The 25046-nt window shown below is 38.4% G+C and carries 22 protein-coding genes; 16 read left to right on the top strand and 6 right to left on the bottom strand.

What is annotated here, in order from left to right:
- Positions 1-428: 428 nt before the first annotated feature.
- Positions 429-809: a hypothetical protein gene (locus F933_RS13820; RefSeq protein ID WP_005062213.1), complete on the top strand. Its 381-nt coding sequence runs from the start codon at positions 429-431 to the stop codon at positions 807-809.
- Between the two features lie 89 nt (positions 810-898).
- Here F933_RS13820 and F933_RS13815 read toward each other — a convergent pair whose 3' ends face one another.
- Complete coding sequence (locus F933_RS13815) at positions 899-1912, bottom strand: isopenicillin N synthase family dioxygenase (RefSeq protein ID WP_005062212.1); 1014 nt, start codon at positions 1910-1912, stop codon at positions 899-901.
- Positions 1913-2564: 652 nt separating this feature from the next.
- On the opposite strand from F933_RS13815, the gene F933_RS13810 reads away from it, so the two are divergent.
- The 4 genes from F933_RS13810 to F933_RS13795 are packed head-to-tail and all read left to right on the top strand — an operon-like array spanning position 2565 to position 6636.
- Positions 2565-3542 carry an ABC transporter substrate-binding protein gene (locus tag F933_RS13810; protein ID WP_005062211.1) on the top strand — a complete coding sequence of 326 codons (978 nt, stop codon included), beginning with the start codon at positions 2565-2567 and terminating at the stop codon, positions 3540-3542.
- A 52-nt stretch (positions 3543-3594) separates the two neighbouring features.
- Positions 3595-4410 carry an ABC transporter ATP-binding protein gene (locus tag F933_RS13805; RefSeq protein WP_005062209.1) on the top strand — a complete coding sequence of 272 codons (816 nt, stop codon included), beginning with the start codon at positions 3595-3597 and terminating at the stop codon, positions 4408-4410.
- Positions 4403-5197, top strand: a complete 795-nt coding sequence (locus tag F933_RS13800) for an ABC transporter permease (protein ID WP_005062207.1) — start codon at positions 4403-4405, stop codon at positions 5195-5197. The genes F933_RS13805 and F933_RS13800 overlap by 8 nt, the downstream gene beginning before the upstream one ends.
- Complete coding sequence (locus tag F933_RS13795) at positions 5194-6636, top strand: amidohydrolase family protein (RefSeq protein WP_005062205.1); 1443 nt, start codon at positions 5194-5196, stop codon at positions 6634-6636. The genes F933_RS13800 and F933_RS13795 overlap by 4 nt, the downstream gene beginning before the upstream one ends.
- A 249-nt stretch (positions 6637-6885) precedes the next feature.
- Here the strand turns inward: F933_RS13795 and puuE are convergent, their stop codons facing one another.
- Complete coding sequence (puuE, locus tag F933_RS13790) at positions 6886-7836, bottom strand: allantoinase PuuE (RefSeq protein WP_005062203.1); 951 nt, start codon at positions 7834-7836, stop codon at positions 6886-6888.
- A 131-nt stretch (positions 7837-7967) separates the two neighbouring features.
- Entirely contained in the window at positions 7968-8897 is a 930-nt protein-coding gene (locus F933_RS13785; protein ID WP_005062199.1) for a LysR family transcriptional regulator, read from the bottom strand.
- A gap of 176 nt (positions 8898-9073) precedes the next feature.
- Here F933_RS13785 and F933_RS13780 point away from each other — a divergent pair, with 176 nt between their 5' ends.
- The 9 genes from F933_RS13780 to F933_RS13740 all read left to right on the top strand — a co-directional run bounded on the left by F933_RS13780 (position 9074) and on the right by F933_RS13740 (position 20137).
- Positions 9074-10129 (top strand): aromatic ring-hydroxylating oxygenase subunit alpha, encoded by a 1056-nt coding sequence (locus F933_RS13780; protein ID WP_005062193.1) that lies wholly within the window; start codon positions 9074-9076, stop codon positions 10127-10129.
- A gap of 148 nt (positions 10130-10277) precedes the next feature.
- Positions 10278-11030 carry a histidine utilization repressor gene (gene hutC / locus F933_RS13775; RefSeq protein WP_005054455.1) on the top strand — a complete coding sequence of 251 codons (753 nt, stop codon included), beginning with the start codon at positions 10278-10280 and terminating at the stop codon, positions 11028-11030.
- Positions 11027-11608, top strand: a complete 582-nt coding sequence (locus F933_RS13770) for a HutD/Ves family protein (RefSeq protein ID WP_005062190.1) — start codon at positions 11027-11029, stop codon at positions 11606-11608. Before hutC ends, F933_RS13770 begins: the two co-directional genes overlap by 4 nt.
- 248 nt (positions 11609-11856) lie before the next feature.
- Complete coding sequence (gene hutU, locus F933_RS13765) at positions 11857-13524, top strand: urocanate hydratase (protein ID WP_155757864.1); 1668 nt, start codon at positions 11857-11859, stop codon at positions 13522-13524.
- Between the two features lie 85 nt (positions 13525-13609).
- Positions 13610-15148: a histidine ammonia-lyase gene (gene hutH / locus F933_RS13760; protein ID WP_005054450.1), complete on the top strand. Its 1539-nt coding sequence runs from the start codon at positions 13610-13612 to the stop codon at positions 15146-15148.
- Between the two features lie 64 nt (positions 15149-15212).
- Positions 15213-16625: an amino acid permease gene (locus F933_RS13755; RefSeq protein ID WP_005062182.1), complete on the top strand. Its 1413-nt coding sequence runs from the start codon at positions 15213-15215 to the stop codon at positions 16623-16625.
- A gap of 51 nt (positions 16626-16676) precedes the next feature.
- Positions 16677-17882, top strand: a complete 1206-nt coding sequence (gene hutI / locus F933_RS13750; protein WP_005062174.1) for an imidazolonepropionase — start codon at positions 16677-16679, stop codon at positions 17880-17882.
- Positions 17883-17912: 30 nt separating this feature from the next.
- A complete protein-coding gene (hutG, locus tag F933_RS13745; RefSeq protein WP_005054445.1) occupies positions 17913-18833 on the top strand; it encodes a formimidoylglutamase in 921 nt (306 codons plus the stop codon).
- A gap of 32 nt (positions 18834-18865) precedes the next feature.
- Complete coding sequence (locus tag F933_RS13740) at positions 18866-20137, top strand: Glu/Leu/Phe/Val family dehydrogenase (RefSeq protein ID WP_005054442.1); 1272 nt, start codon at positions 18866-18868, stop codon at positions 20135-20137.
- A 65-nt stretch (positions 20138-20202) separates the two neighbouring features.
- Here F933_RS13740 and F933_RS13735 read toward each other — a convergent pair whose 3' ends face one another.
- Both F933_RS13735 and F933_RS13730 read right to left on the bottom strand, forming a co-directional pair.
- On the bottom strand, positions 20203-21030 hold the full coding sequence (locus F933_RS13735; protein ID WP_005062172.1) for an SDR family oxidoreductase: 828 nt from the start codon (positions 21028-21030) through the stop codon (positions 20203-20205).
- Between the two features lie 37 nt (positions 21031-21067).
- Positions 21068-21784, bottom strand: coding sequence for an enoyl-CoA hydratase/isomerase family protein (locus F933_RS13730; protein WP_005062170.1), 717 nt, complete (start codon positions 21782-21784; stop codon positions 21068-21070).
- Positions 21785-21901: 117 nt separating this feature from the next.
- On the opposite strand from F933_RS13730, the gene F933_RS13725 reads away from it, so the two are divergent.
- Both F933_RS13725 and F933_RS13720 read left to right on the top strand, forming a co-directional pair.
- Positions 21902-22966, top strand: coding sequence for an AraC family transcriptional regulator (locus F933_RS13725; protein ID WP_005062168.1), 1065 nt, complete (start codon positions 21902-21904; stop codon positions 22964-22966).
- 68 nt (positions 22967-23034) lie between these two features.
- Positions 23035-23358 carry a hypothetical protein gene (locus tag F933_RS13720; protein WP_005062165.1) on the top strand — a complete coding sequence of 108 codons (324 nt, stop codon included), beginning with the start codon at positions 23035-23037 and terminating at the stop codon, positions 23356-23358.
- Between the two features lie 69 nt (positions 23359-23427).
- On the opposite strand, the gene F933_RS13715 is transcribed toward F933_RS13720, so the two are convergent.
- Positions 23428-24849: an aminotransferase-like domain-containing protein gene (locus F933_RS13715; RefSeq protein WP_005062159.1), complete on the bottom strand. Its 1422-nt coding sequence runs from the start codon at positions 24847-24849 to the stop codon at positions 23428-23430.
- Positions 24850-25046: the final 197 nt, after the last annotated feature.

The raw sequence follows: 25046 nt of genomic DNA, 5'->3' as shown, positions 1-25046 counted from the left end.
AATCCTATTTATTATAGTGTGATCGTTTGGGGTGTTTTATTTTTAACGGTTTTAAAATTTTTTATGGATGTCTATGGATATAAGTGTATTGCAGAATATAAAGCAAATAATAAAAGTGATATTTTGGCAGCATGTATTTATTATACTGGAGATTATAAGACAAAGTATGGGGAGAGTACTATTTTTCTGTAAATAGAAATATTTTGATGATAGAGATTTTTATGCTGAAAAGTTTTCATTTTAAATATAAACAAAGAGATTTTTATCGAGATATTGATAGAAATAAATATAGTTGTTATAAAGTTAAGTATATAGAAGTAGGGTATTCATTCTTTAAGAAATTTTTTATTTATGACTATCTGGGATTAATATATTAGAATTATTTTTTATGTGTGTTTTGGTTAGATAGTTCTATTTAGGGTAATCTTATGGATGATGATCGTTATAATACTAAAGTCATATTTATTGTGATAATCATAATTTTTGTGGGAATATCTTATTTTATAGCTGACTATCTTTGTAAATTGAAAGCAGTAGAGCTTTCTGAAAAACAGGATAGTATTGTACATGGATGTTTGTCTTTAAAAAAATCCTATTCTGATAAAAATGCATACAAAGATTATGATGTTGATATTGATGGAAAAGAGTATGTGATTAGGCGTATTTTTATTAGTGATTTTCCATTTGTTGATAAATATCATAACTTTATTAAAAACATAAATAAAAATGTATCTTGTTATAAAATTAAATATGTAAAAGTAAAATTTTTATTTGTAGAAAAAAGATATATTTATGATTTGGTTGAGTGATTATCTTAAATTTTTATGTAATGGCATTTATTTTTAAATCAATCAATAAAAAAATCAGCCAGTATCGCTACTGGCTGAATCCTAAATAATCAATATTTCCCTTTAAAATTTGCACTAATTCTTTGTTTTAGATATTCCTTTGCCGTGATTGCTAGATATTTTTTCTGTGGGCTTTCGATCAGGACATCTTCATTGGCTTGACAGAAAAATGCCAAACTATAACGTGCGCCTTGATATTCATCAGCTTCAGGATTTTTGACACGATGAAAATTCGATGGAAGCTGATCATCACTCCAGCGCATGAGCATGTCCCCAATATTACAAGTGATTACATCATCACGCGGTTCGATACTTGTCCATTGTTGTTGTTCCATGTCTTTACCAGGACAAACTTGTAGACCACCTTGACCTTTACGCTGAAATAGTAAGGTTAAGCAATCAAAATCGGTGTGTGCACCAGCACGCCATAACCCTAGTTGATCTTTGATCGCAGGATCAATTGCATAGTAGTGCAACATCCGCAGTGTACTTTGATAGGTTTCTTGATCAGGATCATGTGCAAGTGTAAAGAAATTATCTGCGAATCCAAGTTTGTAGGCGAAACAAGATAATATTTTCATACCTACTTGCCAGCACTCCTGTTCAAATTCCAGCATGGTATTTTTAAAATTAGGTAGTTCTTGTTCAGTCGGATATAACCCATCCATTCGTGGACGAGTGATTTGATAAGATTCCTTTTGGTCAGGAGTGCTTGTCGATGGTCGAATCTGAGCTTTACTTTCCCAGCCCGCATTACGATTTAAAGGATATTGCGCTTTTGTGTTCGTTGGTAAATCAAAAAACTTTTTTGTCATTTCAAAAGCATTGTGAATTTTATCCAAACCAAGCCCATGATTTGAAACTTGGAAAAAACCAATATCAGTTGCGGCAGACCAAAGCTGTTCTGCAATTTCACATTTACGATCTTCAAAGTTTGAAAGATCAATGATACGGACTTCACGGTCGTAAGTCTCTTGACCCAAAGCACCCATGCGAGATTCTTTCTGGAGTTCTTCTAAGCTGTAATTGGTTTCAGCTAAATTGGTCATGTTTGCGCTATTCATATTTCACCTCAATTTTTTGGATAAACCATGACCCAATCAAATTGAATGAAAGGAGACTGGATCATTTTTCAAAAAAAAGCAACACGTTCCAAATAAATAGAAAGTGAGCTTATTCCTGAGCAATGACCCACATATATTTTTTGATATATGCTGAACGCTTCTACTCTGACAAATCTATATAAGCATTTTCTATACCAAATATAAGAAGATGTTTATCTGTATAGTATATTGATGAAAATAAGACGATATGAATCAATAAAAATTCAAGTATCATTTTTCCGACTCTTTTTCGTGCGGTGCGGTGTTTTAAAATGGTGCATTCTAAGTTTAATGTCATATATTTTTTATTTAAATAAATGCGGAGACAAAAATTATTCAGCAAAATTCAATAAAGATTTAATAATCACAACAATTAACTATGAAAAAACAACTATTAATGAATACTGGCATGGTGTTTGCTAAATCTTAACTGAGTATAAGCGGTTAGTGTGTAAAACACATGGGACATTGCTCTACAGCGTTAGCTGTTCCTCCAAGGGGGACAAAGTCATTTCTTCATTGGCTTTGAGAGAATCTATGTGCTTAATACATTTGGTTTTTATTCCCCTAGAGAACAGTGAATTGAGTTCAAACATATTTAGGGGTCTTACTTATGAAAATTCAGCACTTTGTAGGCAAAACAACATTAACAGTTATTGCTAGTACATTATTTCTTAGTTCATTTACGCATGCTGCCGATAAATTGGTTTTACAAACGACTTGGTACGCGCAAGCAGAGCAAGGTGGCTATTATCAAGCACTCGCGCAAGGTATTTATAAAAAATATGGTTTAGATGTTGATATTAAAATCGGTGGTCCTCAGGTTAATAATATGTCACTTTTATTGTCTAAACGTGCTGACATTATTATTAATTATGATCTACAAGTATTAAAAGGTATTGAAAGTAATTTTCCCATTAAAGCGATTGCAGCACCATTTCAATTTGATCCGCAAGGGATTTTAACCCACAGTGATATAAAATCTTTAGCTGATTTAAAAGGGAAAACAATTCTTGTATCTACCAGTGGACAAGCAAGTTGGTGGCCATGGTTAAAAGCTAAATATCATTTAAATGTAGCACAAGCACGTCCTTATACTTTTAATATGCAACCATTCCTTGCAGGCAAAAATGTTGCACAACAAGCTTATGCAACGTCTGAGGTTTTTCAGGCAAAAAAAGCAGAACCATCAAGTAATTTCTTCTTATTCGCCGAAGCGGGATATCCAGCTTATGGCGGAATTTTAGTGACTCGAAATGATGTCATTCAAGCAAAACCTGAGGTGGTTAAACGTTTTGTACAGGCCTCGATGGAAGGTTGGAAAAACTATTTAGCTGACCCTCGCTTAGGTAACGCCATTATAAAAAAAGAAAATCCAAATATGAATGATGAGCTATTAGCTTTTGCTGTCGGACAAATGAAAAAACTGCAACTTATAGATGGTGGCGATGCAAAAATTAAGGGAATTGGTGTGATGACAGATGCACGCTGGAAAGCAACACGTGATTTTATGGTGAATGCAGGTTTGCTGAATGCCAAAACCAACTGGAAATCGGCTTATACCACGCAGTTCAATCCTGTGAAGAAATAACGATTAAACCAGTAGGTTAGCAAATAAGACATATGTCTCAAGGGGAAGCCGCATGAATTCAGTTTTATCAGTAGATATTCCAACAACATCAAACTTTGTTACGCCCATGATCATGGTAAGAGGCGTCGAAAAAACTTATCCAAATGGTACACACGCTTTACAACGTCTTGATCTCAATATTGCTAGAGGTGAAATTATTTCGTTGCTCGGACCATCAGGCTGTGGAAAAAGTACGTTATTGAAAATGTTTGCCGATCTCGAACAACCATCAGCAGGTCAAGTCCGTTGGAATGGCAAGGCAGATATCCAATCACAATGCAAAATGGCAATGGTATTCCAAGAAGCCACACTTATGCCTTGGGCAACTATTGAGGAAAATGTACGCTTACCACTTGATTTACGACATATTGCAAAGTCATTGAGTAAAGAAAAAGTTTTAGATGCTTTGAAAGCTGTAGGCTTAGATAAATTTGCGAAAGCTTATCCGCGTGAACTATCTGGTGGTATGCAAATGCGTGCTTCTTTAGCTCGTGCATTGGTAACGGAGCCTGATTTATTGCTCATGGATGAACCGTTTGGGGCTTTGGATGAGTTTACTCGACATAAACTCGATAGTGATATCCGTAAACTTTGGTCAGAACGTGATTTAACTGTGGTTTTTGTCACTCATAGTATTTATGAAGCGGTGTATTTGTCTTCTCGAGTGATTGTAATGGGCGCACGCCCAGGTCGAGTTATTGCTGATCTTGAGGTGGATGGACCTTATCATCGTGATGAATCATTTAGAACATCCGAAAGCTTTATTAAACAATGTTCACATTTTTCTGAACTATTGGCACAAGCAAGTGGAGGACAAGATCATGATTAAACCATTAATACAACATCCTATTGTGCAACGTATTGCAGCACCATTAATACTTGGTTTTTTATTTTTGCTGATATGGCAATTGAGCTTTCAGCAACTTGAAGTGCCTGTATATGTCGTACCTAAGCCCAGTGATATTGTGATGGCATTGATCAATCAATCTTCGCTGTTGTTAGGTAGTTTATTGGTGACGTTAAAAATCACGTTACTTGCTTTTGCGTGTGCAGTGATTATTGGAACTTTAATTGCTTTTCTATTCGTGCAAAGTCGTGTTGTCGAAGCATGTTTTATGCCTTATGCCATTTTATTTCAAGTTACACCGATTGTGGCGATTGCACCTTTAGTAATTATTTGGATTCAAAATACCACTTTGGCATTAGTGGTATGCGCTATGTTAGTGGCTGTTTTCCCTATACTTACCAACACAACTTTAGGTTTGCGTAGTGTCAACAAAGGGCTACTTAATCTTTTCCAGATTAATAAAGCCAGTCGTTGGCAAATTCTGATGCGTCTGCGCGTGCCGAATGCCTTACCTTATTTTTTTGGTGGCTTACGTATTTCATGTGGTCTGGCGCTTATTGGAGCAGTAGTTTCCGAGTTTGTTGCTGGTGCTGGGGGTACAAGTGCAGGCTTGGCCTATCAAATTTTGCAAGCAGGATTCCAACTAGATTTACCGTTAATGTTTGCTGCACTATTTCTCATTACTTGTACAGGCTTAGGGCTGTTCGTATTGATGTCTTTATTAAGTCGTGTATTTCTCAGTAAATGGCATGAGAGTGAACAAGCATGATGAATAACAGCTATTTGATTAAAAATGCGCATGCAATTTTGACAGGTTTATCTGGTACAGCAGCGCGTTCATCTGCTACGGATATTCGGATTCAAAATGGAAAAATTTCTGAAATTGGGCAGTTAACTGAGCTTGAGAATGAACAGGTAGTAAATGCGAAAGACTGTGTTATTTATCCTGCATGGGTAAATACTCATCACCATTTATTCCAGTCTTTATTAAAAGGAGAACCTCAGGGTTTAAATCAAAATTTAAGTGCATGGCTTGCGACTACACCGTATCGATTTCGAGGTGCATTTGATGAAACGACGTTTAGAATCGCAGTACGTATTGGCTTAATTGAGTTACTACGTTCAGGTTGCGCTACGGTTGCAGATCATCATTATTTATATTGGCCGAAAATGGCATTCGATGGCGCTGCCATTCTATTTGACGAAGCCGAAAAGCTGGGCATGCGCTTTGTGCTGTGTCGAGGTGGTGCAACACTTACGCGTGGCTTAGAAAGTGATTTACCACAAGCTTTGCGACCTGAGAAGTTTGAAGATTACATGGTCGATGTTGAGCGTTTAGTTGCTCACTATCATGAGCCGAGCTCAGATGCATTTCGTAAAATTGTTATGGCGCCAACATCTACACTACATTCTACAACAGCGCAACAGTTTCGAGAAAGTGCCAAGATCGCGCGTCAACTTGGTATTCGAATGCATAGTCATTTATCTGAAACGGTAGACTATTTGGATGCAGCAAAAGCTAAATTTAATATGACACCTGTGCAATATTGTGCTGAAAATGATTGGGTGGGCAATGATGTTTGGTTTGCGCATTTGGTGAAGCTATTACCAGAAGAGATCCAAATTTTGGGTCAAACAAAAACTGGAATTGCACATTGTCCACAAAGTAATGCGCGTTTAGGCAGTGGTATTGCTGATCTAGTGACTTTAGAAAATGCTGGCATGACAATTTCAATCGGCGTTGATGGTGCGGCTTCCAATGAGGCTGCTGATATGTTGTCAGAAACGCATGCCGCATGGTTATTACAACGTGCTAGAAAAGGTATGTTGGCAAAACCACAATATGATGGTGGACAATTTGAAGGCGGTGCCGATGCTGCAAGTATTGAAGATATTATTCGCTGGGGAACAGTAGGTGGTGCAAAAGTTCTAGGTTTAGATCAAGTCGGTACGATTGAAGTTGGTGAACAAGCTGATTTGGTGTTGTATCGTTTGGATGATCCTCGATATTTTGGCTTACATGATATGGCAATTGGGCCTATTGCAAGTGGTGGTCGAGCACGCATTAAAGCGATGTTTATTGCAGGAAAAATGGTGGTAGAAAATGACCAAATTCCTGATGTTGATATGATGGAGCTGGCTTCGCAAGCCAAACAATCAGTAAAGCTGTTACAACAGCGGAGTATACAAATGGCTAAAATAGCCTAAGTGATTATGTAATGTTGCTAGGCTATGATCTACTTTAGAACTTAAGCTTTTTGAATTTATATTGATGATTACTGTCATGGGGGCGGCATGGATGCCGCCTGTTGGACTGCGGTAGTAGGGAAGTACCGTCAGTCTAACAAAGATTTTTGATTACTTTTGATCCTTCAAATTAAGAAATCGCCAATATAAAAGCAATCTGTTTGTACATTGCTGATGTAGCAATGCTAGAAAACTTTAAAAGAAATAGATCTATCCCTGATAAGGATGATATTTATGCCAATGTTCCGCAATTTGCTGACGAGTACAAATCCATACTCGATCATGATTTTGCACATAATCCAAAAAGCGCTGTAGTGCTTTAAAACGAGCAGGGCGACCTAGAATTCGACAATGCATCCCGATAGATAACATTTTCGGTGAAGTCGCCCCTTCAGCATACAGCACATCAAAAGCATCTTTTAAATACTCAAAAAAATCTTCACTACGATTAAAACCAGTCGGAGAGGCGAACTTCATATCGTTGGTATCTAGTGTATAAGGAATAATGAGATGAGGACGAGTTTCACCATTCTCTTTCGATAAGCTTGTCCAAAAAGGCAGGTCATCGCCATAATAGTCACTGTCATACTGAATCTGATCATAGTCAGCCAAGAGTTGACGGGTATTAGGACTATCACGCCCTGTATACCAACCTGTTGGATATTCCCCGAATAAATCTTTTAAAATTTGCATGGCTTCAGCCATATGTGCTTTCTCGGTATCAATATCTATATTTTGATAATGAATCCAACGTAAACCATGCGAAACAACATCATAATGATGCTGTTTAATTGCTTCTACAACCAACGGATTTCGTTGTAGTGCCATGGCGACTGCAAAGATACTCATAGGTAAATTACGTTTGGCAAACTCTTGGTGAATGCGCCAAAACCCGACACGTGAACCATACTCGTAGATGGAATCCATCGAAAGATGACGAGCAGGATAACTATCAGCGCCACTGATTTCGGAAAGGAACTGCTCTGAGCCTTCATCACCATGCAAAATGTGTTTTTCTCCACCTTCTTCATAATTCAATACAAACTGAACGGCAATTTTTGCTTGATTTGGCCACTGAGCATGTGGAGGATGATTGGCATAACCTAACATATCTCGAGGATAATCATGGGCGACATGGCTATTTTGATCTAAGAGTGTCATGGGTTTGCCTAAGAAGATAGAAATGTGAAACTTCTCATTAAATTACTCGATGAATTGTTTGGGTGTCAAATAATAAAACAATATAAATCAAATGTTTGATTGATTTGTTTTGGTGCGTTAATTGAGTTTGTTTATTGGGTGATTTCAGTCATGCTCAATTTTAGTGCTTCCATATGTTCAATGATCAGATTCATCATAATTTGTGATATTCGTGAGAGTTGCCGTTTTGGTGCAACACACAAGGCGAGGGTAATCGGATGTAGTCCATTTTCGTGAATCGTTCTGAACAGAAATTCACCATTTTCAATAAAAGCATAGGCATCTAGATAACTCATGATACCAATACCTAGATTATTTCTAAGCAATGAAAGCATCATACGAATATCATTGCATTCAATTTGATGGGGCGGATTAAAATCATGTTTCTTATATAAAGCCATCACATGATCATGAATAATCAGTGGTGCAGCGGCGATGATATGATTGAATTCCAATGTATCCGAAAAATAGATTTTTTCTTTATTTGCTAAGGGATGTTGTTTGGGAATGACGAAACCAAGTGGCATTTCAATAAAAGAGCTGACTTGCAATTGATGCTGATGTTTTGGATTGAGGATTAAACCAAAATCGAGTTCTGCGTTAATTACGAAATCAGCAACAGAGTCGCTATCTAACACGCGAATATTGAAATTAATCCAAGGATAATCTTGATGAATAGACTGAATAACATCCGTAATAAAACTTTCACTGAGTGCGGAAATTACACCAAAATCAATTGAACCGCGCTGTAAGCCTTGGATTTCATTCAAGCGTTTTTGTGTCATTTGAAAGTCTTTTTGCCAACTTAGCAAATCTGCATATAGCAACTCACCGGCCAAAGTTAGTTTTAAGCCATTTGGCAGGCGTTCAAATAGAGCTACACCAAGTTCTTCCTCAGCCAAAACGATTTGACGATGTACCGCTGAAACTGAAATAAAAAGCTGATCCGCTGCTTTTCTTAAACTACCTGTTTTGGCGACTGCAATAAAATATTCAGCGAAGCGAGAAAAGGGTAATGCCATTACATGTACTTTTTATAAAAATAAGTATTTATACAAAAGCAATTTTAGTGCCGTTCCTGTTCTAATTTTTAGAATGAATGATCAAATTCATTCTAATAGACGAAAAAAACATTCTGTTCCACACTGCATTTAAGCCATACAGATCCATGATCTATAGCAGAAAATGAGAGCAAAGCATGAATGCAATTTCGTTAATCAATCTTCCAAATAAACCTTGTCACAGTCAGTTTGACGATCAGGATTGGCACATATTGGCTCAACATTGGTATCCCGTTGCACGAGTTGAAGATGTGACGACAAAGCCACAGCAAGTCACTTTGCTGGATCTGAAAATGGCGATTTATAAAACTGAGTCAGAGAATATCCATTTAGTTCGTGATATTTGTCCACATCGTGGTGTACCACTGAGTAAAGGTTGGGTTGAAGGCGGAACGATTATTTGTCCTTATCACGGTTTGCATTTTAATGAACAAGGTAAATGCATAAAAATTCCTGCACAGCCTGATCTAACCAAAATTTCTGATCGTTTTTCCTTAACCAAATTTCCAGTAGTCATAAAATATGGTTTGGTATGGACGAGTATTTTAGGACGAGATGAAAGCTTGGCAAATTTCCCAGTACTGGATACATGGGATACAGAAGAACACCAAGGAATTTTACCTCCATATGTGGATATTGCTGGTTCAAGTGGTCGTCAATTAGAGGGTTTTATTGATGTGGCGCATTTTGCTTGGGTGCATCACAATGCATTTGCGGACAGAGAGAATCCTGTCGTTCCGAAGTATTCGACTGAACGCACCAATTATGGGTTACATACTGAATATGTCAGTAACGTCAGTAATTATCCGCATGGGATGCAACATTTAGCGCCTGATGATTTTCTTTGGGAGCGGATTTTTGATGTCTATCCACCATTTTCAGCAGTACTCACCATCCATTTTCCAAATGCTGGCGTGTTGAAAATCCTCAATGCCTGTTGCCCAACTTCGCATAACAAAACTCGGTTGTTTGTGCCTTTAACTCGAAACTTTGATACGAAGGGTGATTTACAAGGCGTATATGATTTTAATGCGCAGATTTTTGCAGAGGATCAAGAGATGGTAGAGTCTCAAAAACCTGAAGAATTACCTGTAGATATTACAATGGAAGCACATTTTGAAGCGGATCGTTCTTCGACCATGTATCGCCGTATATTGGCAGATTGGGGTTTGAGTAAGCGTTATACAGTTTAGGATTATACAAGTTTAGAATTTTGAAAAATCAAGCAAATGAAATGCAACATTATTTTTATTTTAGAAGTTTAATTGTATAAGCTTGTATATACAAATTGGCGATAATCTATATACAATAGCTCAAAGTATTGTGTATGAGTTTTAGTCAATGTCAAGAACATCCAAGCAGACCGATTTGGATTTATCACTCGGGGAAGACAGCCCTGTTCCTTTGTACTTGCGTGTGAAACAAATGATTTCACAGAAAATCTACGAAGGCACATGGACAGTCAATAAAAAGATTCCATCCGAGAGTGAGTTAGTGAATTTGCTTGGTTGTAGTCGTATGACAGTTAATCGTGCGTTGCGTGAGTTGACCAGTGAGGGCTTGCTGGTTCGCATACAAGGTGTGGGTTCTTTTGTTGCAGAAGGACAAGGGCGCACAGCTTTATTTCATGTGAATAATATTGCCGAAGAGATTATTGCTCGAAATCATAAACATCGTGCAGAAGTATTGGTGTTGGAGCAAATTCAAGCCAATACAGAACAAAGCGTGTTAATGCAGATGCGTGAAGGGCAAAAGCTATTTCATTCGATTATTGTGCATTATGAAAATGATGTGCCTGTGCAAATAGAAGATCGTTTAGTTGATCCAGTCTTGATACCAGATTATTTAGCGCAAGACTTTAAAGCGATCACGCCGAATGCTTATTTGATGTCAAAAGCACCTGTGACTGAGGGTGAGCATGTGGTTACAGCGATTTTAGCTTCGGCTCAAGAATGTAAATGGTTGAAGATTAATAAAACAGAACCTTGCCTATTGATTCGCCGTCGCACATGGTCAAATAAACAACTGATTTCTAGTGCACGTTTGATTTATCCAGGTAGTCGTTATTATTTGGAAGGTAAATTTACGCAATGATTCAGCATCTAAGCACAGCAGATTATAAACGCATGCTGTGGAAAAATGGTGCAGGCTATACAGTTGAACTTGCTCGGAGTGAAGGGAGTTGCCTTGAGTCATTTGATTGGCGTATTTCCATGGCGGACGTCAAAACGTCTGGTTCATTTTCCAAATTTGAAGGTATGCAACGCTATCTGACGGTTTTGGAAGGTCAAGATATTTTGCTGAATATTGATCATCAAGTGAAGCATTTACAATATCTGGAATCGATAAAGTTCAGTGGAGACAGTCGGGTTAGTTGTGAATTGCCCAATGGAAAGATTCGAGACTTTAATCTGATATATGATGCTAGAAAATTTCATGCAGATTATGAATGGATGTTCGAGTCTGCTGCTTCTGAAATAACGAGTTCTGCTGATTTAATTTTTGTTTTCAATCAAAGTTTAGAACCTTTAGAAATTAAAATAAATGAATCTATTTTCTATCTTGAATATCAAGAAAGTTTAATTATAAAAGATCAGAATTACTTGAAAAATATTGCTTTTGGCAAGCAGGATAAAAAGCAAGTTTGTGCGATTCGACTTACAAAAATTTAAATAATTCACACTTTTTTGAAACCCATACAATTTTTAGTTGTATGGGTTTTTTATGGTCATAATAAAAATAAATCAATTTATTTCATATGTTTAAAATTTATTTTCATAAATGGAATGAAATGCATCTTTTCAAGATAAAAGATTTGTGTAGTATGTAGATGTATATACAAGTTAATACATTGCTATACGTTAAAAGCAGTTTAATTTGCGGTTCAAATCTCAAAGGAAGGAGTCCGATTGTGACTACAATGACAACAAAATTTCGTGACGTAGAAATTCGCGCACCACGTGGTACACAACTGAATGCAAAAAGTTGGTTAACTGAAGCACCGTTACGTATGCTGATGAATAATCTTGACCCTGATGTGGCAGAAAATCCAAAAGAACTCGTTGTTTATGGTGGGATCGGTCGTGCTGCACGTAACTGGGAATGCTTTGATAAAATTGTTGAAACTTTAAAAAAATTAGAAGCGGATGAAACCTTGTTGGTTCAATCAGGTAAACCTGTTGGCGTATTCAAAACTCATAAAGACGCGCCACGTGTTTTGATTGCAAACTCGAACTTAGTTCCACATTGGGCGAATTGGGAACACTTCAATGAGCTAGATGCAAAGGGTTTGGCAATGTACGGTCAAATGACAGCAGGTTCTTGGATCTACATTGGTAGCCAAGGTATCGTACAAGGTACATATGAAACTTTTGTTGAAGCAGGTCGTCAACATTACAACGGTGATTTAACAGGTCGTTGGGTACTGACTGCTGGTTTAGGTGGTATGGGCGGTGCTCAACCATTGGCAGCAACATTGGCTGGTGCATGTTCACTGAATATCGAATGTCAACAAATCAGTATCGATTTCCGTTTACGTACACGTTATGTTGATGAACAAGCGACTGATTTGGATGATGCATTGGCGCGTATTGAAAAATACACCAAAGAAGGTAAAGCTGTTTCGATTGCATTGCATGGTAATGCAGCAGAAATTTTACCTGAATTAGTCCGTCGCGGTGTACGTCCTGATATGGTCACTGACCAAACGAGCGCACATGATCCACTCAATGGTTATTTGCCAGTGGGTTGGACATGGGAAGAGTACCGTGAGCGTGCTAAAGCTGAACCAGAAGCTGTGGTAAAAGCGGCTAAACAATCTATGGCGCAGCACGTTCAAGCGATGCTTGATTTCCAAAAAATGGGTGTACCTACATTTGACTATGGCAACAACATTCGTCAAATGGCACAAGAAGAAGGTGTTACGAACGCTTTTGATTTCCCAGGCTTCGTCCCAGCTTATATTCGTCCATTGTTCTGTCGTGGCGTAGGACCATTCCGTTGGGTTGCACTTTCAGGTGATCCAGAAGATATCTATAAAACAGATGCCAAAGTAAAAGAGTTAATCCCTGATGATGAACATTTGCATCGTTGGTTAGACATGGCGCGTGAGCGTATTAGCTTCCAAGGTCTACCAGCACGTATTTGTTGGGTCGGTTTAGGTCTACGTGCCAAACTTGGTTTAGCTTTTAATGAAATGGTTCGTAGTGGTGAGCTTTCAGCGCCGATCGTCATTGGTCGTGATCATTTAGATTCAGGTTCAGTATCAAGTCCGAATCGTGAGACAGAAGCGATGCAAGATGGTTCAGATGCAGTATCAGATTGGCCATTATTAAATGCGCTCTTGAATACAGCAGGCGGCGCAACTTGGGTTTCTTTACATCATGGCGGTGGTGTCGGTATGGGCTTCTCTCAACATTCAGGTGTCGTGATTGTATGTGATGGTACCGATGAAGCGGCGGCACGTATCGCTCGTGTATTAACCAATGACCCTGCAACTGGGGTAATGCGTCATGCTGATGCAGGTTATGAGATTGCAGTTGAATGCGCGAAAGAGCAAGGTTTGAACTTGCCTATGATCACACAGTAAACAGACAACAACATTACGATGCTTTTTGCAATTGTGTAATCAGCATCGTAAGCGAACAATACAATGCAAAAACAGGACGCCAACGATGGAACTTTTAATTCAACCCGGCAAACTTACCTTAGCAGATCTTCGTAAAGCTTACCTAAATCCAATCCAAGTCAAACTTGATGAAAGTGCATCAGCAGGCATTAATGCCAGTGTTGCATGTGTCGAAAAAATAGTAAATGAAGGTCGTACTGCTTACGGGATTAACACAGGTTTTGGCTTGCTTGCTTCAACTAAAATTGCACCAGAAGATTTAGAACAATTACAACGTTCTTTGGTACTTTCACATGCCGCAGGTGTTGGTGAGCCATTAGATGATGCAATGGTTCGTTTAATCATGTTGCTCAAAGCAAACAGCTTGGCACGTGGCTTCTCTGGTATTCGCCGTAAAGTGATTGATGCCATTCTTGCGTTGATCAACGCAGAAGTCTATCCACATATTCCACTGAAAGGTTCGGTGGGAGCTTCGGGTGACTTGGCACCACTTGCACATATGTCTTTAGTGTTATTAGGTGAAAGTAAAGCACGTTATAAAGGTGAATGGTTACCAGCAGTAGAAGCACTTAAAATCGCAGGTTTAGAGCCAATTTCTCTGGCGGCTAAAGAAGGTTTAGCACTGTTAAATGGTACGCAAGTTTCCACTGCATATGCTTTACGTGGTTTATTTGAAGCTGAAGATTTATTTGCTGCTGCAACGGTTTGTGGTGGTTTAAGCGTTGAGGCAATGTTAGGTTCTCGTGCACCATTTGATGCGCGTGTTCATGAAGTTCGTGGTCAACGTGGTCAAATTGATGTTGCTGCGGCTTATCGTGACTTGCTCACTGATTCAAGTGAAATCGCACATTCGCACGAAGATTGCAGCAAAGTTCAAGACCCATATTCACTGCGTTGCCAACCTCAAGTGATGGGTGCGTGTTTGACTCAAATTCGTCAGGCAGCAGAAGTATTAGCAATTGAATCAAATGCTGTATCCGATAACCCACTGGTTTTCGCAGCTGAAGGTGATGTGATTTCAGGTGGTAATTTCCATGCTGAGCCTGTTGCGATGGCGGCAGATAATTTGGCACTGGCAATTGCAGAAATTGGTTCACTATCTGAACGCCGTATTTCGATGATGATGGATCGCCATATGTCACAACTTCCACCGTTCTTAGTTGCCAATGGTGGTGTCAATTCTGGATTTATGATTGCTCAAGTGACTGCCGCAGCTTTGGCAAGTGACAACAAGGCTTTAGCGCATCCTGCAAGTGTGGATAGTTTACCAACATCAGCAAACCAAGAAGACCATGTTTCTATGGCACCAAATGCGGGTAAGCGTTTGTGGTATATGGCGGACAACGTTCGTGGCATTCTTGCTGTGGAATGGTTAGGGGCATGTCAAGGTCTTGATTTCCGTGAAGGTTTAAAAAGCTCGCCAAAACTTGAACGTGCGCGTAAAGCATTGCGTGACCAAGTGCCGTATTACAGTGAAGATCGTTTCTTCGCTCCTGATATTGAACAGGCGAGTGAATTACTCGCAAGTGGTTGTTTGAATGAATTACTCATTCCAAATTTATTGCCAAGCCTATCTAACGCGTAATCAGGATAACGGTCACATGGAGTGACCGACTCTAACTATATTTCCTCAAGGATTGGAGATAATAATGTCACAACACTCCACTTTACAGCGGGGATTAAACACCCGTCACATCCGTTTTTTAGCATTAGGTTCAGCAATAGGAACGGGGCTTTTTTACGGTTCAGCAACAGCCATTAAAATGGCAGGTCCATCAGTTTTGCTCGCATATATTGTTGCAGGGATCGCAATATATATCGTAATGCGTGCATTAGGTGAGATGGCGGTTCAAAATCCAGTTTCAGGCTCTTTCAGTCATTATGCTTCACAATACATTGGACCACTTGCAGGTTTTACCACAGGTTGGACCTATGTTTTTGAGATGATCATTGTTGCGTTGGCTGACGTAACTGCATTTGGAATCTATATGGGATTTTGGTATCCCGATGTTCCGCGATGGATTTGGATTCTGTCACTCATCATGTTCTTAGGTGCAATCAACCTCATTCACGTCAAAGTTTTTGGTGAGCTTGAGTTTTGGCTTTCTATTGTGAAAGTGACTGCAATTATTGCCATGATCTTAGGTGGTTTAGGACTGATGTTCTATGGTTTCCAAGCAGATCATAGTGGTTTTACCACAGGCATTCAAAATCTATGGATTCATGAAGGCTTTATGCCTAATGGTATTGCGGGTCTGATTGCATGTTTATCTGTCGTCGTTTTCGCTTTTGGTGGTATTGAAATTATTGGGATTACGGCGGGTGAATCTAAAGATCCAAAGACTTCTATTCCGAAGGCAATTAACGCTGTCCCTGTCCGTATTTTACTATTCTATGTCTTGACGATTTTTGTATTGATGTCGATTTTCCCTTGGAATCAGATCGGTAGTCAAGGTAGCCCATTTGTACAAATTTTTGAAAATCTAGGTATTGGTTCTGCTGCGACAGTTTTAAACATTGTAGTGATTACCGCTGCGGTATCTGCGATTAATAGTGATGTATTTGGTGCGGGACGTATGTTATTTGGTATGTCAAGCCGAGGACAAGCACCGCAAGTGTTCCAAAAAATCTCTAAAAATGGTGTGCCGTGGATGACAGTCGTGGTTATGGCTGGAGTCTTACTTATCGGTGTGCTTCTCAACTATCTAATTCCTGAAAACGTATTCCTTATCATTGCATCAATCGCAACTTTTGCAACGGTTTGGGTGTGGCTCATGATCTTACTTTCACAAGTTGCGATGCGTCGTAAGTTGTCGAAAGAACAGATTAAAGCACTTGATTTTCCTGTGATCGGTTGGCCGTATGCTCCTGCATTTGCCATTGCATTCATGCTGTTTATTTTGGCAATGATGGGTTATTTCCCTGACTCAAGACCAGCACTGTATGTTGGTATTGGATGGTTAGTTTTACTGTGTATTGCATACAATATTTGGGTTAAACCAAAGCAAGATGCAATTAAGGTTGATGAGGATTTACCCCAAAATTTCAAAATGGAAAGCTAATAACCCAACTGTTCAAGAGCGCATAGCTCTTGGACAGGGAGATGATCTGAAATGAAAAAGCTTTGGAAAAACTGTCATATCGCTACTATGCAGGATGGGAAATACAACAGTATTGAACATGCTGCTTTAGTGACATTTGGACAGCATATTCATTGGATTGGTCGTGAAAGTGATATTCCAAATGATAACTATGCTGAAACCATTGATTTGAATGGGGCATGGCTAACACCCGGTTTAATTGATTGCCATACCCATAGTGTGTTTGGTGGAAATCGTAGTGTTGAGTTTGAGCAACGTTTGCAGGGTGTGAGCTATGCAGAGATTGCGGCAAATGGTGGCGGTATTGCCAGTACTGTTCGTGCAACACGCGAGGCGAGCGAAGATGAGTTACTTGCTTCTGCACTAAAACGTATTCGTTGTTTACTCAAAGATGGGGTCACCACCATCGAGATTAAATCTGGATACGGTTTGGACTATCTGAATGAACGTAAAATGTTACGTGTGATTCGTCAAATTGCAAATATTTTGCCAATGACTGTACGTAGTACATGCTTAGCAGCGCATGCATTACCTCCTGAATATAAAGGTCAAAGTGATGCCTATGTCGATCATATTTGTACAGAAATGTTGCCAAAACTGCATCAAGAAGGACTGGTGGATGCGGTCGATGCATTTTGTGAGTATTTAGCATTTTCACCAGCACAAGTTGAACGTATATTTAATACAGCACATGCACTCAATATCCCAGTTAAATTGCATGCAGAACAATTGTCTTCTCTAGGTGGCTCTAGTCTTGCTGCTCGTTATCACGCATTGTCGGCAGATCATTTGGAATTTATGACTGAAGACGATGTTAAAGCAATGGCTAGCTCAGGAACAGTTGCAGTGTTATTACCTGGTGCATTCTATTTTTTGAGGGAAACACAACTTCCTCCGCTAGAGAGTTTGCATCAACATGGTGTTCGGATTGCGTTGTCGAGCGACTTGAATCCAGGAACTTCTCCAGCATTGTCTTTACGTTTGATGATGAATATGGGAAGTACCTTATTTCGCTTAACACCTGAACAAACTTTGGCAGGCGTAACCATTCACGCGGCACATGCTTTGGGACTACAAGATTCACATGGCAGTTTAGAAGTAGGCAAAGTTGCTGACTTTATTGCTTGGGAAATTGAACATCCATCTGAGATTGTGTATTGGCTCGGTGGAGATTTACCTAAACGTATTATTCAGCATGGCAATGAAATTTTTGTGTAGTGCGAACAGTTTTAATTAGTGATATTGAATATGAATCATTCATTTATATGGCAAGGACGAAAAGATGGCGAGGGTGTAGATCATCTACGCATTCATCAAGTCATTAATACTAGTCCTCGTGCTGATTTTGCTTTGATCGGTTTTAGCTCTGATGAAGGTGTTAAACGGAATAAAGGACGTTTAGGTGCAGCAGATGCGCCTGATTCGATTCGTGCGCAATTAGCAAATTTACCCGTTCATCAACCGATTACCATTGCAGATATAGGAACTGTTATTTGTGACGGTTCTAAACTGGAACAAGCACAAGCTGAACTCGCAGAACAGGTTGAACGAAGCTTAAAACAAAGAATGAAACCGATTGTTTTAGGTGGCGGACATGAAGTTGCTTTTGGCAGCTTTTCTGGTTTATTTCAATATGTCCAAAACTGTGAGCCAAATAAGAAAATTGGCATCATTAACTTTGATGCACATTTTGATTTACGTGAAGCTGAAAATGTAACCTCAGGTACGCCTTTTTTAAATGCTGCTCAACTCTCCGAACAGCATCATCAAGAATTTCATTATTTATGTATTGGTGTCGCAAAACATTCCAATACCAAAGTGTTGTTTGAAACGGCTGATCGTTTGAACTGCACATATATCTATGATCATCAATTACAGCCTAAAAATGTAGAAAATATCATCTCAAAAGTCCAAGATTTTATTGGAAAAGTTGACTATTTGTATATTACGGTTGATCTTGATGTATTTAGTGCTAGCATTGCGCCAGGTGTAAGCGCACCAGCGGTTAAAGGTATTGATTTGTCAGTCTTTGACCCACTGTTAGCTGCCATAAAGGAAACAGGAAAAATTAAGGTTTTTGATGTGGCAGAATGTAACCCACGGTTGGATTTGGATAGTAGAACCTCCAAATTAGCCGCTTATATAATTTTTAACTACATATTTGATTGATGGATCATGTGAATTCATCAAAAGGTTAAAACATGTCTAATTTATCTTATGTCTCTCAAAATGAAGGCCCATGGGCAACTTATCTTGAACAGATCGAGCGTGTTGCTCCATATCTAGATGGTTTACAAGACTATGTTGACACATTGAAGCGCCCAAAACGTGCTTTGATTGTTGACGTGCCAATTGTTATGGACGATGGCACAATTCGTCATTTTGAAGGTTATCGTGTACAACACAACTTGTCACGTGGTCCGGGTAAAGGCGGTATTCGCTATCACCCAGATGTAGATTTAAATGAAGTAATGGCACTTTCTGCATGGATGACAATTAAAACTGCGGTGGTAAATTTACCATTTGGCGGTGCAAAAGGTGGCATCCGTGTTGACCCACGTCAACTTTCACCACGTGAATTAGAACGCTTAACACGTCGTTATACCAGTGAAATCAGCCATATTATTGGCCCACAAAAAGATATTCCTGCACCAGACGTGGGTACCAATCCAAACGTGATGGGTTGGATCATGGATACCTATTCATCTGGTCAAGGTCATACTGTGACTGGTGTTGTAACGGGTAAACCTGTACATCTCGGTGGTTCTCTTGGTCGTATCAAAGCGACAGGCCGTGGCGTATTTATCACAGGCCAACAAGTTGCTGAAAAAATCAAATTACCTTTAGATGGTGCAAAAATCGCAGTTCAAGGGTTTGGTAACGTAGGTAGCGAAGCTGCATATTTGTTTGCTGATTCGAAATCGATCATTGTGACGATTCAAGATCACACTGGTACGATTTTCAATCCTGAAGGGATCGATCTTGCTGCATTAAAAACTCACATGGAAACGCATCAAGGTGTGGGTGGTTTTGCTGGTGCGCAAGTAATCAGTGATGAAGAGTTCTGGAATGTAGAAATGGATATCTTGATCCCTGCTGCATTGGAAAGCCAAATCACAGTTGAACGTGCTCAAAAGTTAACTGCGAAGTTAGTGCTTGAAGGTGCGAACGGTCCAACATTCCCAGAAGCAGATGATGTTTTAGTTCAACGTGGTATTACTGTTGTTCCTGATGTGATCTGTAACGCAGGTGGTGTAACGGTATCTTACTTTGAATGGGTTCAAGATATGTCGAGCTACTTCTGGTCTGAAGAAGAAATTAATGAAAGACTGGATAAGTTGATGATTCAAGCCATTAATGATGTATGGCATAAATCAAGCGAGAAAGAATGTACTTTACGTACAGCAGCCTTTATTTTAGGTTGTGAGCGTATTTTAAAAGCACGTAAAGAGCGTGGTATTTTCCCGGGTTAATACGGGTGAAATAACTTTAAGCGACCTTAAAACTATAGTTTTAAGGTCGCTTTTTTGTGTTGGTGTTAGTCTAAAAAGAAATCTTTTTGTAGTTGAGTGTTACCTTCAATACATGCATAACTTCTAAGATCAGTAATTCCAATTCTTGCTAGAGCTTGCTCATCAGTTAAACTCTGACCAGTCAGCTCACCGCGATTGGTCGTATAAATTGTATAAGCTGCATCTGCCATAATTTCAGGTTTGCGACTTACATGTAATGTATTCTCTTCGCCTAGATTTTTTGAAACAGCAGCAGTCGCAATATAAGTTTCGGGCCATAGCGTATTACATGAAATACTATAGTGACGAAATTCCTCAGCCATACCTAAAGTCAGAATGGTCATACCATACTTTGACAGCGCATAAGGCGAGAGCATCCCCAACCATTTCGGTGACATATTGACTGGTGGAGACAAACTTAAAATATGCGGATTTGAAGATTTTTTTAAGTAAGGCAATGCTGCTTGAGCACAGATAAATGTTGCTCTGTGATTGATGGTCTGGATCAAATCATATTGTTTCAGTGAAGTTGATTCAACACCAGTGAGAGCGATCGCGCCTGCATTATTGATAAGCACATCCAATCCACCAAAAGTTTCAACTGTTTGTTGAATAGCAGAATGAATTTGTTGCTCATCGCGTACATCTAAAATAAGTGGAAGTGCTTTGCCTCCCTCAGCTTCAATTTCTTCCGCTACACTATAAATCGTGCCTGAGAGTTTGGCCGTCTCGACAGCAGTCTTTGCTGCAATCACGACATTCGCACCGGCTTGGGCTGCCTTTAATGCAATTGCTCGACCAATACCACGACTTCCACCGGTAATAAAAACAGTTCTTCCTTGCATATTATTCATTGATATTTCCTAAATTTGAATTGTTGTAACCGTTGAATTAGATCATGAAAGGGTGTGCAAATTTTTCAGCATCATATAACTGGCGTTGTTTGGCAATTTCTACAATTCGATGGCGTAATTGACGTTTAATTACGGCATAGGTCAGGCGATGTTTCTGTGACATATCTTCTGCAAATCTTAAAGTCTCGGTCGGTAAAGATTCAACAGAATGTATTTGGCTCACGACTTGAGCTTGTAAACATTCAACGCCTGTCATCGATTTGCCTGTTAACGACATTTCCCAAGTTGCATATTGATTAGGTAGCAATTGGACAATCTCTGCAATAATATCGGTAAAAGGAATGGTCAGTTTTATTTCAGGAAAACAGAATCGACCTTTATCTGACCGCATAAATCTAAAGTCACAAGCTGTTGCTAAGATTGCACCGCCTGCATAAGCATTGCCATTGATTTCAGCAATGACAGGGAGATTCAATAATGCTAAGCGAAGTAACATATCTTCTAGTTGTGAAGTAAATACTTTTTTATCTTCGATAGATTGCTGCATTAACCATGCAAGATCTAATCCATTACAAAATGTTTTGTGATGATCACTTCGAATAATCAGGCTCGCGTTATTTTTATCGTTTTCAATTTCATCAAAAACCGAAATATATTCATCCAAAACGTCTTTGTTGAGCGCATTTTCCTGATCGCCGTTGATTAATGTCAGCACATAAATGGATTGTTGTTTGTCGAGATGTAGGCTTGCCATTTAAGCAATTCCTCTAAGTTTATTCATTCATTTATGACTGATTATTCAGAATAAACTTCTCGCCCAATAGGGTAGACTATGCCATATTAATAATCATTTTAGGACACTGGATGTGCAATGCGTGATCCTTTTGGGCTGTTTCAAGAAAACATTTCAGTTTCTTATGCTCATGTATTATTAGAAATTACTGAAGCATATGGCATCGAGAATCAAACGGTTTTACATAATACAGGGTTGGTTCTAGCAGCTATGAAACATGCTGATGCCAAAATGAGTGCTCATCAGTGGTCTAAGTTGGTGGTGAATGCATTACAACTCACAGGTAATCATCGTTTGGGCATTGAGTATGGACTCAAACTTCGTCCTACTTCACATGGGGCATTGGGCTTTGCATTTTTAAGTTGCGCTGATGTTGAAACTGCTTTGACTCTCTGTCAGCAGTATTTCTGTACTAGGATTCAGAATTTCACACCTGAATGGACTGTAGATGAAAATTTTGTATATGTTTATTTAAATGATGTACATCCTGTTAGATTGGGTGATGAGCAACAATCAGCGCAACTACGATCTTTTCTAGTCGAATGTTTGATCTTTGGAGCAATTCATTTCTTAAGTTTGTTTTCAAAAGAGCTGATTGCACAGAGTGAAGTCTTTCTTGATTGGGAAGAAAGCGATGATTACCAATGTATTGAGCTTTCAAAAGTTAAAATACATTTTAGTCAAAAAAGAAATGGGCTTCGTTTCCCTAAATTCTTCCTTAACTGCAAAAATAAAAATGCTGATCAAGTTTCTTTTCAGCAGGCACTTTTGTATTGTGAAAATGATAAAGGGCGATTGGTTAAAGAAAATATAAGGGATTTACAGAAAAGTATCCGCTCAGAATTATTGTATAACTCAAGCAATGGTTATCCCACATTGCCCATGATTGCTGAACATTTGAATATGTCTGAACGAACTCTAAAAAGACATTTACAGGCGCAAGGGACGACTTTTTTACAGATTTTAGCTGATGTGCGATTTACCGAAGCTAAAAAAATGCTGCAACAAAAACAATATAGCATTCAGGATATTGCAAGTATTGTTGGCTATGAAGAAGCGACCAATTTTATCCGTGCCTTTAAAAAGACATTTGGAGAAACACCAAGTCAGTATCGGAAAAGGTGTTTATCTATAGTGAATTAATTTTATATTTTTAATAATTTTTTGGTTATTAAAAATTTATTAAGGTTTTTTATTGAGAGTATCTAAGAATGGGGATTGCTATTATTATTTATAATAAACAGGATGATATAAAATCATTTTATTTAGGCAGCTTTAGTGCATTTTTCTCACAAATTAATTGTGCGCAATTAGAAAATATGCCTGTATTTCGTGATTTAATTGATAACTCTAATAATGAAAATGATTTTTTTATTGAAAATATAGATTTAATTAAATTTATAGATGAAATAACACAACTTTTGGAAAGTTATGATTCCATTTATTTATCAGAAAATCTGAGGTTTTCTCTACAAGATTTTTTGTTATTTGTTAATGGTAAAATTTTAGATGAGTATAAATTATTAATTTCCTAATCATTAGTATTAATTTTTAAATGGTTTTCTAATGGGGTTGCTAAGAATTTAAATTTAATATTTTTAAAATCAGGTACTTGGTTTTAATAATCTATTATCAATGATTTTCACAAACTGATCTACGGCATGTTGAATCTGTTCTGTCCATTCAAAGGAACAATTCATACGAATAAAATGTTGATGTGAGGGCAACACATTAAATAAAGGGCTTGGCGCAACGCCCACCTGTTGTTGAATCAGCTGTTCATAGACTTGCATACTACTGACTTTATCAGGCAGTTGAATCCAAAGAAAATAACCACTTGGATAATTATATACCTTGCAGCCTTCGGGTAAATGTTGTTTTAGATATTGGAAAAATTGTTTTTTATTTTTCTCTAGTGCACGTCTAAGCATTCTTAAATGCTTTTCATAATGATGATGTGATAAAAATTCAACGAGGGCATTTTGAATGAGCGCATTTGCAGAAATTGTACTCATCAGTTGTAAATGTTGGATGTGCTCTGAGAACTTACCTGCATAGACCCAGCCCATTCTAAAACCAGAACCTAAAGTTTTCGAGAAAGAAGAGCAGTGCAATACCAAATTCTGTTGATCGAAATACTTCATTGGAAGTGGTTTTTGACTGCCGTAAAACAATTCTTCATAGACATCATCTTCAATTAAATGAATTTGATGTTCATGCAAAAGTTGAGCAATTTTATATTTGATTTCATCACTGACCGTAAAGCCAATTGGATTGTGTGCATTGAGCATAAACCAGCAGACTTTGATAGGATACGTCTGAATTACTTGTTCAAACGCTTCAATATCAAAACCATGCTGCGGATGTTCAGGCAGTGTAATAACTTTTAATCCTAAACGTTCGGCTGCCTGCCAAGCACCATAAAAAATGGTTTGCTGCAATAGAATATAATCACCGGGTTGGGTGATCGCTTGTAAGGAAAGATTGAGTGCTTCCAAGCCGCCAGAAGTGATGACAATATCATCCGCATCGGTTGGTATACCTTGCATACAATAGCGTTGGGCGATCAGTTTCCGAAGTTCCAGATTTCCGGGTGGAAGATTGGTGGTTTGGTCATAACTATGTCGATTACGGGAGAGTTGCCCCATGATTTGAATCAGCTTGGGTGGATAGAGTAACTGACTGTCAGGAAATGCCGAGCCTAGTGGGCTGATATGTTTGGATTGAATTGATTTTAGATATTTAAACACCAAAGAGTTAATTTCAATTTTGGGATTCAATGCTACAACAGCGTGCGTTTGTGGAATTTGAGTTGTTACTTGCTCAGCGACAAAATAACCTGATTTTTCTTTTGAATAAATTAATCCTTGCGACTCTAATTCTTGGTAAGCATTCATCACTGTGATCAAGCTAAAACCTGAACGTTGTACTTGCTCACGCAGAGAGGGAAGTTTGCTATGCACCTTCCAAGTACCATTTTCGATCAGTAATTTTAGGTTCTGTGCTAACTGTTCTGACTTATACATAAAGTTTGCAGCCTTAGTAATATCTGCTTTTATTAAAAATGAAAATCTATGTTGATTTTATAACAGATTTGGATAATTAGGATCATCTGTTATATTTTTTTAAGCAAACTCTGTAGCTATTTAATAATTAAAAGAACGATCAAAATAACAGCATCAACGATTTCAATCTTATTCAAAATTTTAGATTGAAGTGTTTA

Origin of the sequence: Acinetobacter beijerinckii CIP 110307, assembly GCF_000369005.1 — a bacterium.
GTDB classification, from domain to species: domain Bacteria; phylum Pseudomonadota; class Gammaproteobacteria; order Pseudomonadales; family Moraxellaceae; genus Acinetobacter; species Acinetobacter beijerinckii.
The sequence above is the reverse complement of the archived record's forward strand: the minus strand, read 5'-3'. Positions and strand labels throughout refer to the sequence as shown.

What these genes read in the sequence shown, in the direction of transcription:
- F933_RS13820 (WP_005062213.1), top strand. Translation starts at nt 429, where the DNA reads ATGGATGATGATCGTTATAATACTAAAGTCATATTTATTGTGATAATC.
- F933_RS13815 (WP_005062212.1), bottom strand. Translation starts at nt 1,912, where the DNA reads ATGAATAGCGCAAACATGACCAATTTAGCTGAAACCAATTACAGCTTA.
- F933_RS13810 (WP_005062211.1), top strand. Translation starts at nt 2,565, where the DNA reads ATGAAAATTCAGCACTTTGTAGGCAAAACAACATTAACAGTTATTGCT.
- F933_RS13805 (WP_005062209.1), top strand. Translation starts at nt 3,595, where the DNA reads ATGAATTCAGTTTTATCAGTAGATATTCCAACAACATCAAACTTTGTT.
- F933_RS13800 (WP_005062207.1), top strand. Translation starts at nt 4,403, where the DNA reads ATGATTAAACCATTAATACAACATCCTATTGTGCAACGTATTGCAGCA.
- F933_RS13795 (WP_005062205.1), top strand. Translation starts at nt 5,194, where the DNA reads ATGATGAATAACAGCTATTTGATTAAAAATGCGCATGCAATTTTGACA.
- puuE (WP_005062203.1), bottom strand. Translation starts at nt 7,836, where the DNA reads ATGACACTCTTAGATCAAAATAGCCATGTCGCCCATGATTATCCTCGA.
- F933_RS13785 (WP_005062199.1), bottom strand. Translation starts at nt 8,897, where the DNA reads ATGGCATTACCCTTTTCTCGCTTCGCTGAATATTTTATTGCAGTCGCC.
- F933_RS13780 (WP_005062193.1), top strand. Translation starts at nt 9,074, where the DNA reads ATGAATGCAATTTCGTTAATCAATCTTCCAAATAAACCTTGTCACAGT.
- hutC (WP_005054455.1), top strand. Translation starts at nt 10,278, where the DNA reads ATGTCAAGAACATCCAAGCAGACCGATTTGGATTTATCACTCGGGGAA.
- F933_RS13770 (WP_005062190.1), top strand. Translation starts at nt 11,027, where the DNA reads ATGATTCAGCATCTAAGCACAGCAGATTATAAACGCATGCTGTGGAAA.
- hutU (WP_155757864.1), top strand. Translation starts at nt 11,857, where the DNA reads ATGACAACAAAATTTCGTGACGTAGAAATTCGCGCACCACGTGGTACA.
- hutH (WP_005054450.1), top strand. Translation starts at nt 13,610, where the DNA reads ATGGAACTTTTAATTCAACCCGGCAAACTTACCTTAGCAGATCTTCGT.
- F933_RS13755 (WP_005062182.1), top strand. Translation starts at nt 15,213, where the DNA reads ATGTCACAACACTCCACTTTACAGCGGGGATTAAACACCCGTCACATC.
- hutI (WP_005062174.1), top strand. Translation starts at nt 16,677, where the DNA reads ATGAAAAAGCTTTGGAAAAACTGTCATATCGCTACTATGCAGGATGGG.
- hutG (WP_005054445.1), top strand. Translation starts at nt 17,913, where the DNA reads ATGAATCATTCATTTATATGGCAAGGACGAAAAGATGGCGAGGGTGTA.
- F933_RS13740 (WP_005054442.1), top strand. Translation starts at nt 18,866, where the DNA reads ATGTCTAATTTATCTTATGTCTCTCAAAATGAAGGCCCATGGGCAACT.
- F933_RS13735 (WP_005062172.1), bottom strand. Translation starts at nt 21,030, where the DNA reads ATGAATAATATGCAAGGAAGAACTGTTTTTATTACCGGTGGAAGTCGT.
- F933_RS13730 (WP_005062170.1), bottom strand. Translation starts at nt 21,784, where the DNA reads ATGGCAAGCCTACATCTCGACAAACAACAATCCATTTATGTGCTGACA.
- F933_RS13725 (WP_005062168.1), top strand. Translation starts at nt 21,902, where the DNA reads ATGCGTGATCCTTTTGGGCTGTTTCAAGAAAACATTTCAGTTTCTTAT.
- F933_RS13720 (WP_005062165.1), top strand. Translation starts at nt 23,035, where the DNA reads ATGGGGATTGCTATTATTATTTATAATAAACAGGATGATATAAAATCA.
- F933_RS13715 (WP_005062159.1), bottom strand. Translation starts at nt 24,849, where the DNA reads ATGTATAAGTCAGAACAGTTAGCACAGAACCTAAAATTACTGATCGAA.